11 protein-coding genes and 1 pseudogene are annotated in these 14,683 nt (G+C 70.0%); 2 read left to right on the top strand and 10 right to left on the bottom strand.

Annotation, left to right across the window (positions count from 1 at the left end; genetic code table 11):
* Positions 1-198: 198 nt before the first annotated feature.
* Together LA521A_RS14850 and LA521A_RS14845 are read right to left on the bottom strand one after the other, a co-directional pair.
* Positions 199-2,595: an EAL domain-containing protein gene (locus LA521A_RS14850; protein ID WP_281779639.1), complete on the bottom strand. Its 2,397-nt coding sequence runs from the start codon at positions 2,593-2,595 to the stop codon at positions 199-201.
* Between the two features lie 362 nt (positions 2,596-2,957).
* Positions 2,958-4,355 carry an L-serine ammonia-lyase gene (locus LA521A_RS14845; protein WP_281779638.1) on the bottom strand — a complete coding sequence of 466 codons (1,398 nt, stop codon included), beginning with the start codon at positions 4,353-4,355 and terminating at the stop codon, positions 2,958-2,960.
* Positions 4,356-4,460: 105 nt separating this feature from the next.
* On the opposite strand from LA521A_RS14845, the gene LA521A_RS14840 reads away from it, so the two are divergent.
* The gene (locus LA521A_RS14840) at positions 4,461-4,712 is read left to right on the top strand and encodes a glutaredoxin family protein (RefSeq protein ID WP_281779637.1); all 252 of its coding nucleotides are present in this window, start codon (positions 4,461-4,463) and stop codon (positions 4,710-4,712) included.
* A gap of 118 nt (positions 4,713-4,830) precedes the next feature.
* On the opposite strand, the gene LA521A_RS14835 is transcribed toward LA521A_RS14840, so the two are convergent.
* From LA521A_RS14835 to LA521A_RS14825, 3 genes are read right to left on the bottom strand one after another with little or no spacing between them, the layout of a single operon-like run.
* The gene (locus LA521A_RS14835) at positions 4,831-5,385 is read right to left on the bottom strand and encodes a YceI family protein (RefSeq protein ID WP_281779636.1); all 555 of its coding nucleotides are present in this window, start codon (positions 5,383-5,385) and stop codon (positions 4,831-4,833) included.
* The gene (locus LA521A_RS14830; protein WP_281779635.1) at positions 5,385-5,975 is read right to left on the bottom strand and encodes a cytochrome b; all 591 of its coding nucleotides are present in this window, start codon (positions 5,973-5,975) and stop codon (positions 5,385-5,387) included. Before LA521A_RS14830 ends, LA521A_RS14835 begins: the two co-directional genes overlap by 1 nt.
* A complete protein-coding gene (locus LA521A_RS14825) occupies positions 5,972-6,625 on the bottom strand; it encodes a YceI family protein (RefSeq protein ID WP_281782109.1) in 654 nt (217 codons plus the stop codon). Before LA521A_RS14825 ends, LA521A_RS14830 begins: the two co-directional genes overlap by 4 nt.
* 280 nt (positions 6,626-6,905) lie before the next feature.
* Between LA521A_RS14825 and LA521A_RS14820 the strand changes: the two genes are divergently transcribed.
* A complete protein-coding gene (locus tag LA521A_RS14820) occupies positions 6,906-10,442 on the top strand; it encodes a ligand-binding sensor domain-containing protein (protein ID WP_281779634.1) in 3,537 nt (1,178 codons plus the stop codon).
* A 188-nt stretch (positions 10,443-10,630) separates the two neighbouring features.
* Here LA521A_RS14820 and hemE read toward each other — a convergent pair whose 3' ends face one another.
* The 5 genes and pseudogenes from hemE to LA521A_RS14795 all read right to left on the bottom strand — a co-directional run bounded on the left by hemE (position 10,631) and on the right by LA521A_RS14795 (position 14,683).
* Entirely contained in the window at positions 10,631-11,701 is a 1,071-nt protein-coding gene (gene hemE, locus LA521A_RS14815) for a uroporphyrinogen decarboxylase (protein WP_281779633.1), read from the bottom strand.
* A 130-nt stretch (positions 11,702-11,831) separates the two neighbouring features.
* The gene (locus tag LA521A_RS14810; protein WP_115842577.1) at positions 11,832-12,086 is read right to left on the bottom strand and encodes a WGR domain-containing protein; all 255 of its coding nucleotides are present in this window, start codon (positions 12,084-12,086) and stop codon (positions 11,832-11,834) included.
* 26 nt (positions 12,087-12,112) lie between these two features.
* Complete coding sequence (aroB, locus tag LA521A_RS14805) at positions 12,113-13,219, bottom strand: 3-dehydroquinate synthase (protein ID WP_281779632.1); 1,107 nt, start codon at positions 13,217-13,219, stop codon at positions 12,113-12,115.
* A gap of 110 nt (positions 13,220-13,329) precedes the next feature.
* A pseudogene (locus tag LA521A_RS14800) lies at positions 13,330-13,854 on the bottom strand (shikimate kinase); the annotation flags it as partial.
* A gap of 10 nt (positions 13,855-13,864) precedes the next feature.
* Positions 13,865-14,683 (bottom strand): kinase, encoded by an 819-nt coding sequence (locus LA521A_RS14795; protein WP_281779631.1) that lies wholly within the window; start codon positions 14,681-14,683, stop codon positions 13,865-13,867.

The raw sequence follows: 14,683 nt of genomic DNA, 5'->3' as shown, positions 1-14,683 counted from the left end.
GTCGATCCGTGACTGCCTCCGCACTTCGCGCGGATTGCCGCTTGGCGCCGACGAACGCGACGCGCGATCACACGCGAAAGCGCCTTGCGTCACGCGTGCTTAATGAATGTCTTGCAGACAATCGTTAAACCAGCCAGGACAGGCGGGCGGGCACCACGCCGCATGTTGCGACGCCGCACGCAGCGGCGTGAATGGCACTCAGGCCGGAACCGGCCGCAGCAGGCGCCGCTCGAAGTCCGACGCGAGCATCGGCGCGCCGAACAGGAAACCCTGCACCTGCGCGCATTCGGCGGCGAGCAACGGGGCGACTTGCGCCTCGCGTTCGACGCCTTCGGCCACGACCTGCATGCCCAGGTTGCGTCCCAGCTCGACCACCGCGCGCACGATCGCCAGACCCGCGGTGTCGCGATCGATCTGGTCGGTGAAGGCGCGATCGATCTTGAGCTTGCGCAGCGGGAACTCGCGCAAATGGCTCAGGCTCGAATAGCCGGTGCCGAAGTCGTCCAGCGCCATCGCGACGCCGAGGTCGGACAGCGCGATCATCGTCGCCACGCTGGACGCGGGGTCGGTCATGATCTGGCGCTCGGTGATTTCCAGTTCCAGTCCGTCCGCCGGATATCCATGACGGCGCAGCACGCGATCGACCGCGTTGCGAAGGCGGTTGGCATCGCGGAACTGTGCGCTGGAGACGTTCACCGCCATGCGCATCGGCGTGAGCCCGCGCGCGCGCCACGCGGCCGATTGCCGCACGGCTTCCTCCAGCACCCATTCGCCGAGCTGCTCGATCAGGCCATGTTCTTCGGCGACGGGAATGAACGTCGACGGCGTGATGCGCCCGTGCCGCGGATGGTCCCAGTACACGAGCGCTTCGGCGCCGATGGTGCGGCGGCTGCGCAGTTCGATGATCGGCTGGTACAGCAGCACCAGCTGGCCCAGTTCCTGCGCGCTGCGCAGTTCGTTGAGCATCGCGAAACGGCGCGTCACCGACGCTTCCATGTCCGGCAGGAAGCGCAGGTGCACGTTCTTGCCCGCGCCCTTTGCCTGGTACATCGCGATGTCGGCGCGTTTTAGCAGCTGGTCGTGGTCGCGGCCGTGTTCGGGATGGCGCACGCTGCCCAGGCTGAGCGTGACGCCGAGCTGCTCGCCTTCCATCCACAGCGGCACGGCGACGCGGCGGATCAGTTCCTCGGCGATGCCCGCATCGCGCGTCGGCGAACCGCTGGGCAGCAGGATGATGAATTCGTCGCCACCGAAGCGGAACACTTCGCCGCGCTCGCCCACGCCTTCGCGCAGGCGGTGTGCGATCTGCGCCAGCACGCGATCGCCGGCGCTGTGGCCGAGCGAATCGTTGATCTCCTTGAAGCCGTCCAGGTCGGCGAAGATCAGGCCGAAGCCGTCGGGATCGCGCTGCGCCAGCGCCTGTTCGAGTCGCACTTCGAAGCGGCTGCGATTGGGCAGGCCGGTCAGCGCGTCGAAGTAGGCCAGGTGCGCGATGCGGTCCTGCGCCTGCTTGCGCTCGGTCAGGTCCATGATCGAGGCGACGACGAGGTTGCGGCCCTGCACGGTGATCGGGCTCAGCCCGAGCTCGACCGGCACTTCGATGCCGTCGCGCCGCAGGCAATGCAGTTCGTGTTCGCCGGCGCCCAGGTGCGTGCGCCGCTGCACCTGCAGGAAGCGCGCGCGTTCCTGCGGGCAGCGCGGCAGCAGGCGTTCGGGCACGAGCACTTCGATGGGATGCCCGACCAGTTCGCCGCGCGAATAGCCCAGCAGGCGTTCGGCTTCGATGTTCGCCAGCGAGATGCGGCCGTCGGCGTCGACGATGATCATCGCGCCGGGCGCGCCGTCGACGAGCGCGCGGAAGCGCTGCTCGCTGGCATGCAGGTCGCGCTGCGACCCGATGGTGATGGCCGCCAGGTACAGCAGCGCGATGCCGACGATCACCAGGTTGAGCTGGTCGCCGGGCACCGCGCCGGGCGCGGCCACGCACATCGCGCCGGGCGCGAGTTGCAGCGCCGCCATGCCGGTGTAGTGCGTGCCGCACACACCCAGCGCCATCAGCGCCGCGGCACCGAGTTGCACGCCGAAGCGCGGCTCGTTGCCGATCCACGAGAAGCGCGCGAGCAGGTGCAGCGCAACCAGCGATACGCCGAACGCCACGACTATCGAGGCGATGACCCAGAACGGCGAATACGTCGCCGCGGGCGAGAACGGAATCGCCGCCATGCCGATGTAATGCATGCTGCAGATGCCCATCGCCATGAACGCCGCGGCGAGCAGCACCTGCGGGAAACTGCGCCGTCGCGTGCCCGCCACGTACAGCGCAAGCACCGAGGCAAGCACCGCCGGCACCACCGACAGCGCGGTCAGACGCACGTCGAAGACCATCGGCAGCGGCATGCGGAAGGCCATCATTCCGGTGAAGTGCATCGACCAGATGCCCAGCCCGAACGCAATGCCGCCCGCCCACGCCCACAACGGCGTACGGCGCGCGGTCGCGCTGCGCACGCGTCCGGCGAGCTGGATCGCGACGAATCCCGCGAACCAGGCGATGAGGAACGACAGGACGATCGCCCTGAGGTCGTAGCTGCCCTGCATGCCGCTCCCCTCCCCAGAGAAGCAGACCGATGGTCTCAATGCCTATCGGCCGGGCGCCGGGGAACTTTAGGACTGAATCTGGCGGTTGGCTGGGCGAGGGCGGGTGGGTGGCTGGCGGGGGGCTGGTTGCGGCGAGGGCGGCCCGAGCGGTCGGGGCGGGTTGTTCAGCAGCAACAGCAACCGCAAACGCACTGCGCCTTTGTAGCCCGGGTAAGCGAAGCGCACCCGGGGGCGCGACCACTCCTCCGTCCCGGGTGCGCTTCGCTTACCCGGGCTACAAGAGCAGAGGCGACGCGTCCGCGCGACCCAAAAGAAAACGGGCCGCCCCAGCGACCCGTCATCCACCACGAACCAACACGGCATCAACACTCGATGACGTTGACCGCCAGCCCGCCGCGCGAGGTTTCCTTGTACTTGTCCTGCATGTCGCGGCCCGTGTCGCGCATGGTCTTGATGACCTTGTCCAGCGACACTTTGTGCTTGCCGTCGCCGCGCATCGCCATGCGGCTGGCGTTGATGGCCTTCACCGCGCCCATCGCGTTGCGTTCGATGCACGGGATCTGCACCAGGCCGCCGATCGGATCGCAGGTGAGGCCCAGGTTGTGTTCCATGCCGATTTCGGCGGCGTTCTCGATCTGGCTCGAGGTGCCGCCGATCGCCGCGGTGAGGCCCGCCGCCGCCATCGAACACGCGACGCCCACTTCGCCCTGGCAACCGACTTCGGCGCCGGAGATGCTCGCGTTTTCCTTGTAGAGGATGCCCACCGCCGCAGCGGTCAGCAGGAACGTGCGCACGCCCTGGATGTCCGCGCCCGGGCAGAAGCGGTCGTAGTAATGCAGCACCGCGGGGATGATGCCCGCCGCGCCGTTGGTCGGTGCGGTGACGACGCGACCGCCGGCGGCGTTTTCCTCGTTCACCGCAAGCGCGTAGAGGTTCACCCAGTCCAGCGTGGTGAGCGGATCGCGCATCGCCGCTTCCGGGCGCGAGGCGAGTTCGTTGTGCAGTGCCGGCGCGCGACGCGACACGTGCAGGCCGCCCGGCAACGTGCCCTTCTCGCGGATGCCGCGCGCGACGCACGCCTGCATCGCGTTCCAGATCTCGTCCAGGCCCGCGTCGATCTCCGCCGGCGTGCGCCATACCTGTTCGTTGGCGTACATCAGCTGCGCGATGCTCAACCCGCTGTCGCGGCTGCGCGCCAGCAGTTCGTCGCCGGAGGAGAACGGATACGGCAGTTGCGTCGTGTCGGCGACGATGCGGTCTTCGGCCGCCTCGTCCTGGTTCACCACGAAGCCGCCGCCGACGGAGTAGTAATCGCGCGTGGCGATCACGTTGCCTTCGGCATCGAACGCGGTGAAGCGCATGCCGTTGGTGTGGAACGGCAGCTTCTGGCGCTTGTTCATGATGAGGTCGTGCTTCTCGTCGAAGCCGATCTCGTGGCGGTCGAACAGGCGGATACGCCTGGTGCCGCGGATGCGTTCGAGCGCCGCCGGAATCAGGTCCGGATCGATCTCGTTGGGCAGGTGGCCTTCCAGGCCCATCAGCACCGCCTTGTCGGTGCCGTGCCCGCGGCCGGTGAGGGCGAGCGAGCCGAACACTTCGGCGCGCACGCGCTCGGTGCGGGCGAGGTCGCTGCCATCGCCGTTGCCGCCTTCCAGCAGCCAGCGCTGCACGAAACGCGCGGCGGCGCGCATCGGGCCGACGGTGTGGGAGGAACTCGGCCCGATGCCGATCTTGAAGAGGTCGAAACTGCTGACGGCCACGTACTGCTCCGGGAAAGGACACGGCGCGCACGACGGAGGCGCCGGAATTGCCGCTATTCTACGCGGCCCGCGGGGCCCGCCCCGCCATACTCCGGCGCATTGCCAATGCAGGACGTGCCCGCCGTCGCACCACCGCTGACGCTGTTCCAGCGCGACGATTGCCATCTGTGCGATCTGGCGCTGGACGTGCTCGCGCAGGCGCGCGCGCCGGAATTCGAAAGCGTGTTCATCGACGACAACGACACGCTGGAAGCGCGCTATGGCGTGCGCGTGCCGGTGCTGCGCGACGAGACCCGCGGCGTCGAGCTGGACTGGCCGTTCGACGCGGCGACGGTGCTGGCGTTCCTGTCGCGTTGATTGCGGCCCTGGTAGCCCGGCTCTTGTAGCCCGGGTAAGCGAAGCGCACCCGGGATGCGCGTAATCGCAGCGGCTCCCCGGGTGCGGCCTTTGGCCTTACCCGGGCTACAACACCGCATCACTTCGCCGGCGCGAACACCACCTTCGTGCTCACCGCCACTTCGTTCGGAATGAGCGCCGTGTCGGCCCAGTCGCCGCCGCCGACGCCGAAGTCCAGGCGCTTCACCGTCGCCTTGCCGTTCAGCACCGGCTGCGCGCCGGGCGTCCAGGTGAAGGTCAGCGTCACCGGCTTGGCGACGCCGCGCAGGGTCAGCGTGCCGTCGGCCGCGTACTGGTTGCCGCCGAGGCTGCGGAATTTCGTCGCGGTGTAACGCGCCTGCGGGAATTTGGCGATCGAGAAGAACTCCGCGCCGCGCAGCGTGTCGTCGCGGTCGCTGTTGGCGGTGCTCGCGCCGGCCAGCGGAATGGCGACATCGAGTTTGGAGGTGGCCAATTGCGCCGGATCGAAGCTCAGCTTGGTCGCGAAGCCGGGGATCTTGCCGGTGAAGGTTTCGCCTTCGTACTTGCTGGCGAACACCAGCGAGGAGCCCGCGGCCTGCACGTAATCGGCGGCGAAGGCGGGAACGGCGAACGCGGCCAGCGCGGTCGCCAGCAGGGCGTGCTTGATCGACATCAACGGATCTCCGGAACGGGGGACGGATCGGGGGAAGCGGCGCGACGGCGCGGAAGCATCCGCGTCAGCGTCGTGTCGTGCTGGAACAGGTGGTGGTAGAACGCCGCCGCGGCATGCACGGCCACCAGGGCGATGAGCGCCCAGAACAACCATTCGTGCGTGTCGCGCATGACGGGCGCGAGCGCCTGGCTCGGATCGGCCAGCTTGGGCACCTTGAACTGGCCGAACCAGCGCAGCGGACGCAGCCCGCTCAGCGAGTCGTACAGCCAGCCCGACAGCGGGACCGCGAACGTCAGCACGTACAGCGCGACGTGCGTGATCGTCGCCACGCGTTCCTGCAGGCGCGGCGTGCCCGGCACGGGCTTGGGCGCGCCGGCGAACCAACGCCACAACAGTCGCACCACGACCAGCGCGAGCAGGGTCAGGCCGAAGGATTTGTGCAGGTCGTACACCCAGAACCAGCGCGGCGATCTGGGCAGTTCGACCATGACCAGGCCGACCACGCCCAGGCCCAGGATCAGCAGCACGATCAGCCAGTGCAGCAGCTGGCTGACGGGACCCCAGCGATCGGCGGAGTTTCTCAACATCATGGCGTGGGCTCGGGTTGTGGCTCGGGTTGCGTGTTGGATTGCGTGTCGGGTTCGGCCGGTTCGACCGGCGACGGCTCGGGCGACATCGAATCGTCTCTCGCTCCGGCCTCGTCGCGCGCGCGTTCGGCCTCGGCTTCGATGCGAAGTTCGACCGCATCGCCGATCACCGTCGGCCAGGCGCTCATGCCGAATTCGGCGCGGCTGAGCGTGGCCGTCGCGGAAAACCCGGCCGTGCGGCGGAAGGGCGGAAGCGGATGGCGCTTCACCGCGTTGAGGGTGACGTCCATGCACAGCGGCTTCGTCGTGCCGCGCAGGGTGAGCTCGCCGCAGACCTTCGCGTGGTTGGCGTCGATGGGCTCGGCCTTCGTGGAGACGAAATGCGCGTCGGGATGGCGCCGGGTGTCCAGCAGGTTGCTTGCCCGCACCGCGTCGTTCCACTTGGCGTCGCCGAGGTCCAGCCGCTCCAGCGGCACGCGCACGTCGAGCCGGGCGCGGGTCCAGTCGTCGCGATCGAACACCAGCGTGCCGGTGCTGCCGGACACGGTGCCCATGGCCTTGGAGAAACCGGCGTGGTCGATGGCGAACAGCACGCGCGTGTGCACCGGGTCGAGCGCCCAGGTCTGCGGCTCGAAGGCGAACGCGGCCGGCATCGCGTACGAGGCCGCGATCGCGAGCGCGAAGACGCGAAGGGAAGGGGACGGGGCGGTCGGTTTCCGCGCCGGAGCGGGGCGATGCGGCATCGGGCTCTCCGGCGTGGACGATGCCGGGATTCTAGGCGTAGCCGGGTGAACAGGGCGGGCGAGCGGCGTAACGAACCGTTGCAGGCGCGTACGCGGGCCGGAGGGGTCGAAACGGCCGGAAAATGCGGGAATCCCCTTGCCGATCCCGTCCGACCCACGTAAGACGTGCATCCTGAGACGGGGGAACCGAATGATCCGAGTGTTGTGGGCGCTGCTGTTGTGCGCCGTGTGCCATGCCGTCTGGTCGGTCGCGTCGGCGGGTCCGGCGATTCCGCGCCCGCGGCAGCTCACGGTCGCCGACGGCCTGCCGTCCAACAGCATCAACGGCATCGCCGAGGACCAGAGCGGCTACCTGTGGATCGCGACCAGCGACGGCCTGGCGCGTTACGACGGCATCACCTTCCGCATCTGGCGCGCCAGCGACGGCCTGCTCGACAACTACCTGTGGTCGGTCCACGTGGATGCGAAGAACCGCATCTGGGTCGGCACCAGCCAGGCGGGACTGGCGGTGCTGGACACCGATCGCCGCACCTTCCGCCATTACGACTCGCACAACACGCCGGGCATCGGCAGCGACAACGTGTGGTCGGTGACGTCCACGCCCGATGGCGCGATCTGGTTCGGTACCGCGTCGGCGGGGTTGCACCGCCTCGGGCCCGGCGGGCACGTCACGCGATTCGTGCCCAGGCCCGACGATCCGCACAGCCTGCCGAGCCTGGAAGTCAGCCAGCTGCGCACCACCGCCAGGGGCGAGTTGTGGATCGCCACCCGCGACGGCGCCGCGCGCTGGAACGGCCGCGATTTCGACCGCATCCCGCCGACGGCGTTCGCCTCCCCGGTGATCAATTCCGTCGGGGTGCAGCCCGATGGCGCACTGTGGTTCGGCACGCCGCGCGGCGTCGGCATGCGCACCGCGGACGGCCGTTTCGATGCGGCGCCGTTCCGCGCGCTGGGCGCGGATGCGACGGTGCTGGACATCCTCGTGCGCGACCACGCCGGCCAGTACTGGTTCGACACGCCGCAAGGCGTGGGGATCGAACAGAACGGCAAGCTGCAGAACGTCCCGCTGTTCAGCGCGGCCTCGCAGGGGATGGTGCGTCCGTCGTGGACCTCGTCGCTGGAGGATCGCGAGGGCGGCGTGTGGTTCGGAAGCGCGGGCAACGGGCTGTGGTACGTGCCTGCGAACTGGCGCCAGTTCGCGCTGTATTCGCGCCGGCTCGACGATCCGGCCTCGCTCGGCAACGCCGCCGTCAACGGCATCGCGGCCAGTGCCGACGGCCGCATGTGGCTGGTCGGCACCGGCGGCGTGCTGGACCGCTTCGACCCGCGCACCGGCGAGGTCGAGCACGTGGCGCGCGATTTCAGCGAGGGCTACACCGTCTATTCGGTGCTCGAAGGCCGCGCCGGCTACGTCTGGATGAGCTACCACGACGGCCTCGTGCGACTGGATCCGCGCACCGGACAGCTGCGTCGCTGGCGGGCGGAGGACGAGGGCGATCCCAGCCCGACCGGCACCAGCCACCTGGCGCAGACGCCCGACGGCCTGGTCTGGAGCGCGGGGCAGGGCGGCGAAGTGCAGGCGCGCACGGCGAGCGGCGTGCGGATCGAATCGATCGTGCCCGGCGACCTGCGCGGTCCGCCGGCGGGCGGCACGGTGCAGCAGATCGGCGCCGGACCGAACGGCGCGTTGTGGCTCGCGTGGTCCGACGGCCTGTCGCAATGGGATTACATGGCGCGGCGTTTCGTCGCGGTGCCGGGCGCGCCGTCGGGCACCATCCTGAGTTTCGCGATGGAAGGCCGCGACAAGGTGTGGATCGCCCGCCTCGGCGTGCTCGAGGCGTATCGCTGGAACGGCGACAAGCTCACGCGCGTGCAGCGGCTCGACCGCCTCGCCGGCATGCCGGAAGTCGCGCTCAACGGCATCGCGGTGGACCGCGACGGCATCGTCTGGGCGACGACCGTGCGCGGGTTGCTGCGCATCGACCCGACGCGCCGCGCCGTACGCGTGTACAGCGTGCGCGATGGCCTGTCGAGCCAGGAATTCCCCGGCCGCCCGGTGATGACCCGCGCGCGCGACCGGCTGCTCGTCGGTTCGCCCGAAGGCCTGGTGACGTTCGCGCCGCCCGAGGTGCACCCGACCATCGCACCGCCGCGCCTGCTGGTGCAGAGCGTCACCGTGAGCCGCGCCGACGTGCGCACGCCGCTGGATCCCTCGCAGCCGATCGTGCTCGAACCCGGCGATCGCGACCTGCGCGTGGTCGCGCGACTGCTTTCGTTCAACGATGCGCGCAACCACGCGTTCCGGTTCCGCCTCGTCGGCTACGACGCCGACTGGGTCGACGTGGACGCCGGCGGCGAACGCGTGTATTCGCAGCTGGATCCCGGCGACTACACGCTGCAGATCGTCGCGCGTTCGGCGGACAACATCTGGTCGCCGCCGCAGACGCTCGCCGTCACCGCGAAGCCGCCGTGGTGGCAGACGTGGATCGCGATGACGGCCTTCGTCGGCATCGCGCTGGCGATCGGCTGGTGGAGCGCCGACGCGTACCGGCGTCGCCTCAAGCGCCGCCACGCGTGGCAGCTGTCGGAGCGCGAGCGCGAGATCGCCAAGCAGTCCTCGCTCGCCAAGACGCGCTTCCTCGCCACCCTGGGCCACGAAGTGCGCACGCCGATGACCGGCGTGCTGGGCATGAGCGAACTGCTGCTGGATACGCCGCTGGATCGCCAGCAGCGCGGCCACGTCGAATCGATCCGACGCGCCGGTCGCCACCTGTTGCGACTGGTGAACGATGCCTTGGACTTGGCGCGTATCGAATCCGGGCGCCTGGAACTGGCCGACGAGGCCTTCGACCTGCGCACTGTCGTCGACGAAGCCACCACGCTGATGGCGCCGCTGGCGCGGCAGAACGGCCTGGCCTTCCGCGTGATCGTCGACGACGACGCGCCGCTGGGCATGCGCGGCGACGCGAACCGCGTCTGCCAGATCCTGCTGAACCTGCTCGCCAACGCGATCAAGTTCACCGAGCGCGGTTCGGTCGAGCTGCGCGTCGGCGCGCTGTCGCCGCAGGGTGCGCGTTTCGAGGTGATCGACACCGGCCCCGGCCTCAGCCGCGAGCAGCAGGCGCGCCTGTTCCGCCGCTTCGAACAGGCCGACGGCGCGCGCACCGCCGCGCGTTACGGCGGCAGCGGGCTGGGCCTGGCGATCTCGCAGGAACTCACCGCGGAGATGGGCGGCTCGATCGAAGTGGAGAGCGCGCCTGGCGAAGGCGCGCGTTTCATCGTCGTGCTGCCGTTGCCGCACGCGACGCCACCGGAGACGAGCGATGGCGCGCACGCGCTGCTCGCCTCGCGCGGCGGCCCGCTGACGCTGCTGCTGGTGGAAGACGATCCGACGGTGGCGGAGGTGATCTGCGGCCTGCTGCGCGCGCAGGGTCATCGGGTCACCCACGTCTCGCACGCACTGGCCGCGCTGGCCGAAGCGGCGACCGGCACGTTCGACGCCGCGCTGCTCGACCTCGACCTGCCGGGCATGGACGGCCTCGCCTTGGCCTCGCAATTGCGGCTGCAGGGTTTCGATCGCGCGCTGCTGGCGATCACCGCCCGCGCCGACGCCGACGCGGAACCGCAGTCGATGGCGGCGGGTTTCCAGGGCTTCCTGCGCAAACCCGTGACCGGCGCGATGCTGGCCGCGTTACTGGAGAGCGTGCCGAGGATGGAGCTGGCGTAGGCGTTCCGCGGGCTTTTGTAGCCCGGGTAAGCGAAGCGCACCCGGGACCGGTCACGCCACCCCGGGTGCGCTGCGCTTACCCGGGTTACAAAAGCGCGCCTCAGCGCCGAAACTGCTTCCGCTGGCCCCGCCGCTCACCCCAACCCCTCTCCCGATGGGAGAAGGGCTTCAAACCACAGCGCGTCGAACTACCGCGCACTCAACTCGTGCACCGCCGACACCAGCGCGGCGACATGGTCCGGGCTCATGTCCGGCGACATGCCGTGGCCCAGGTTGAAGATGTGCCCCTCGCGCGAGCCGCCGTTGCCGTGCGCGTAATCGTCGAGCGCGCGACCGACTTCGCGACGGATCGCCTCCGGCTGCGCATACAGCGTCACCGGATCGAGGTTGCCCTGCAGCGCGACCTTGCCGCCGGTGCGACGGGCGGCATCGCCCAGGCCGACGGTCCAGTCGATGCCGACGCCTTCGGCGCCCGTATCGGCCAGTTCTTCCAGGTACGCGCCATTGCCCTTGCCGAACAGGATCAGCGGGGTCTTCTCGTCGCCGCGCGGAAGCGCCTGCGCGATCTTCTTCAGGTAACGCAGCGAGAACTCGCGGTACATCGACGGCGACAGCACGCCGCCCCAGGTGTCGAACACCTGCAACGCCTGCGCGCCGGCCTGGCGCTGCGCGTCGAGGTAGGCGATGACCGCGTCGCTCACCACCTCCAGCAGCTGGTGCATCGCCGCCGGGTCGTTGAGCGCCAGCGCCTTCACCTTCGAGAAGTTCTCGCTGCCGCCGCCTTCGATCATGTAGCAGGCCAGCGTCCACGGGCTGCCGGAGAAACCGATCAGCGGCACCGCGTTGTCGAGCTCGCGACGGATCGTGCGCACCGCGTCGGTGACGTAACGCAGCTCGCGGTCCATGTCGGGCACGGCGAGCCGGGCGATGTCCTCGTGCGTGCGCACGGGGCGCTCGAACTTCGGGCCTTCGCCTTCGACGAAGTACAGCCCCAGGCCCATCGCGTCGGGCACGGTGAGGATGTCGGAGAACAGGATCGCCGCGTCCAGCGGGAACCGGCGCAGCGGCTGGAGCGTCACCTCGCAGGCCAGCTCCGGATTCTTCGCCATGCCCAGGAAGCTGCCGGCGGCGGCGCGCGTGGCGCGATATTCCGGCAGGTAGCGACCGGCCTGGCGCATCAGCCACACGGGCGTGCGGTCGACGGGCTCGCGCCGCAGGGCGCGCAGGAAACGGTCGTTCTTCGGGGGCGTGGCGGTCATCGTGGATCCTTCGACGCGGAGCGCGTGGGGCGCAGGAATGGGCGGCATTATCGCGGCTGGCGCCGCGCGCGGGCGGTGCGCCGTGGCGCACCGGACTGTTGCATGCGGCCGGATGGACCGGCTGGCGGGGTTACTTCGGCGCGTCCGCGCCCTGCACGAACATCAGCTGGAAACCGCGCTTGAGCTGCTGGTCGCGCGCCGATTCCAGCGCGGCCATGGCGCTGGCCTGGTCGAGGAACTGTTCGCGCCGCAGCGTGCTGCGTCCGCCGATCTGGCCGCTTTCGCGCACCAGCGTCCAGCCGCCGAGCAGGTCGGGCTGGAGCATGAGTTGCACGAAGCGGGGCGCTTCGCGGCCGTCGGGCCGTTGTTGCAGGAGCAGTCGCATGGGAGGCGATTGTACGAGAGGCGCCGTCAGCGGCCGCGCAGCACGTCCAGGACGCGGTCGTCCGGCACGCCGGACACGATCTTTGCCAGCCCCGCGCGCTCCCACAGCACGAAGCGCAGCCCCGCCGCCTCGGCCTTCTTGTCCAGCCGCATGCGCGCCAGCAGCGCTTCGGGTTCCAGGCCCGCCGGGATCACGGTGGGAAGTCCGAACCGCTGCAGCAGTGCCTGCAACCGGTGCGTGTCCGCGGCGGGCGCGTGGCCCAGCGCCGCCGACAGCCGCGCCGCCAGCACCATGCCGACCGCGACCGCCTCGCCGTGGTTGAGCGCGGCGCTGCCGGCGCCGGCATAGCCCTGTTCGGCCTCGATCGCGTGGCCGAAGGTGTGGCCGAAGTTCAGCAGCGCACGCTCGCCGTGCTCGTAGGGATCGCGCGAAACCACCTCGGCCTTGTACTCGCACGAACGCGCGATGGCCTCCGACAGCGCCGCGTCGTCGCCGGCGAGCAGCGCGTCGGCGTGGTGTTCCAGCCAGGTGAGGAATTCGGCGTCGAAGATCGCGCCGTACTTCACCACTTCGGCCAGGCCCGCGCGCAGCTCGCGCCCGGGCAGCGTGCGAAGGGTGGTGGTGTCGGCGATCACCGCGCGCGGCGGATGGAATGCGCCGACGAGGTTCTTGCCCGCGGGCAGGTCCACCGCGGTCTTGCCGCCGACGGAGGAATCCACCATCGCCAGCAAGGTCGTCGGCAATTGCACGACGTCGATGCCGCGCATCCAGCACGCCGCGGCGAAACCGGCCAGATCGCCGACCACGCCACCGCCGAGCGCGATCACCGTCGCATCGCGTGTGGCGCACAGCTGCGCGAGCGCGTCCAGCGCCTGGCAGAAACGGGCGAGCGTCTTTTCCTGTTCGCCCGGCGGGATCACGAAGGAGGCGATCGTCAGCGCCGGGCGCGCCGCGCGCAGCGTGGCTTCGACACGATCGGCGTACAGCGGCGCAACGTTGCCGTCGCTGACGATCAACGCGTGCCGTCCGCGCAGCGCGTGCGCGAGCAGCGTCGAATCGCCCAGCAGGTTCGGTCCGATGCAGATGTCGTAGCGCGCCTCGCCATCGACCTTGACCGTGCGCATGGTGCTCATGGGAATTCCGGAGTGGGGGACGCGGGGCCCCGCGTGTGCGGGCCATCGTCGTAGTGAAGCGTGCCAGCGCATTGTCCCGCCGGCGCCGATGAAGCCGGCGTGTCGGTCGCGCGCTGCCATCGGACGTCGAGTTGGGCGACCAGCAGGTCGGCCGCGGCGGCGCTGTCGTGCGCGTCGGTGTCGAACACCAGGTCGGCCACTTCGGCGTACAGCGGTGCGCGCCGAGCCGACAGCTCGCGCAGCACCTGCTCGCGGTCGCCGCGTGCCAGCAGCGGGCGGCTGCGATCGCGGGCCAGGCGCGCGAGCTGCTGTTCCACGCTCACCTCCAGGTGCACGACGAAGCCGCGTTCGCGCATGAGCCGGCGGTTGTCCGGATCGAGCACCGCGCCGCCGCCGGTGGAGAGCACCAGGCCGTCCTGTGCCAGCAAGGCCGCGAGCACCGCGCGTTCGCGCGACCGGAAGCCGGCTTCGCCCTCGACTTCGAAGATCGTGTTGATGCTCACGCCGGCGAGGCGTTCGATCTCGTGGTCGGCGTCGACCAGCCGCAGCCCGAAGCGCTCGGCCACGCGGCGTCCTACGCAGGTCTTGCCTGCGCCCATGGGGCCGACGAGCACGAGGTTGGACGCGGGGTTCATGCCACCGATTCTAAGCGCTGCCCCAGCCCACGGGACGCCGCTGCGCGTCCAGCCGGAGGGTCCGGTCGGCGATGCCCGGCAGCGTGCGCAGCGCCTGTCGGCTCACGCGTTCGAACAGGGCCACGAAACGCTCGACGCCGGCACGGTCCAGGCCGCGCGATCCCGCGCGACGCGCCTGCATGGCCTGCTCCTGTTGCCATCGCCATTGCGGCACCGTGGCGAAGTCCGGCGGTTGCAGGAACAGCAACCGGTCGATGCGCGACCACAGCGCGGGGTAGTCGCGTGCGAGCGCGTCGTTGCAATAGCGGCGCCACGTCGCGTCGGCGTCTTCGTCGCGTTCGATCGCGTTGACCGGATCGCGCAGGGCGTCGTCGTCCTGCGGCGGCGTGCACAGGAACCAGCCTTCGAACAGCACCAGATCCACGGCCCCCACACGTCGCCAGCGCGACGGCGGCAAGCGCGTGTCGGCGAGTTTGTCGAACCGCGGCAACGCGACCGGCATGCCCGCACGCAGGGCGTCGAGCGTGTCGCAGCCGAGCGCTACGTCGTGCGTGCCCGGTGGCCCGCGTGTGGCGAGCAGCGGATGGACCTGTCGCGCCAGGCGCAGGCGATCGCGACGGCGCAGGTAGATGTCGTCGATGGACAGCACCGCGACGCGCACGCCGCGTGAACGCGCCATCGCGGCGACCTGCTTCGCCAGCGTCGATTTCCCCGAGCCCTGCAGGCCGCAAACGCCGTATATGCGCACGCCGGAGGCGAGCGCGTCGTCCAGCACCTGCGCCACCAGCGCTGCGTCGAATCCGGCGGCGGGGTGCACACGGGGCGGCAT

Source organism: Lysobacter auxotrophicus (genome assembly GCF_027924565.1).
Lineage (GTDB): Bacteria > Pseudomonadota > Gammaproteobacteria > Xanthomonadales > Xanthomonadaceae > Lysobacter_J > Lysobacter_J auxotrophicus.
Note: the sequence above shows the minus strand (reverse complement) of the source record. Positions and strands in the feature narration are given on the sequence as shown.

Coding starts and splice junctions, on each gene's coding strand:
- LA521A_RS14850 (WP_281779639.1), bottom strand. CDS start 2,595: ATGCAGGGCAGCTACGACCTCAGGGCGATCGTCCTGTCGTTCCTCATC.
- LA521A_RS14840 (WP_281779637.1), top strand. CDS start 4,461: ATGCAGGACGTGCCCGCCGTCGCACCACCGCTGACGCTGTTCCAGCGC.
- LA521A_RS14835 (WP_281779636.1), bottom strand. CDS start 5,385: ATGTCGATCAAGCACGCCCTGCTGGCGACCGCGCTGGCCGCGTTCGCC.
- LA521A_RS14830 (WP_281779635.1), bottom strand. CDS start 5,975: ATGATGTTGAGAAACTCCGCCGATCGCTGGGGTCCCGTCAGCCAGCTG.
- LA521A_RS14825 (WP_281782109.1), bottom strand. CDS start 6,625: ATGCCGGCCGCGTTCGCCTTCGAGCCGCAGACCTGGGCGCTCGACCCG.
- LA521A_RS14820 (WP_281779634.1), top strand. CDS start 6,906: ATGATCCGAGTGTTGTGGGCGCTGCTGTTGTGCGCCGTGTGCCATGCC.
- hemE (WP_281779633.1), bottom strand. CDS start 11,701: ATGACCGCCACGCCCCCGAAGAACGACCGTTTCCTGCGCGCCCTGCGG.
- LA521A_RS14810 (WP_115842577.1), bottom strand. CDS start 12,086: ATGCGACTGCTCCTGCAACAACGGCCCGACGGCCGCGAAGCGCCCCGC.
- aroB (WP_281779632.1), bottom strand. CDS start 13,219: ATGAGCACCATGCGCACGGTCAAGGTCGATGGCGAGGCGCGCTACGAC.
- LA521A_RS14795 (WP_281779631.1), bottom strand. CDS start 14,683: ATGCCGCCCCGTGTGCACCCCGCCGCCGGATTCGACGCAGCGCTGGTG.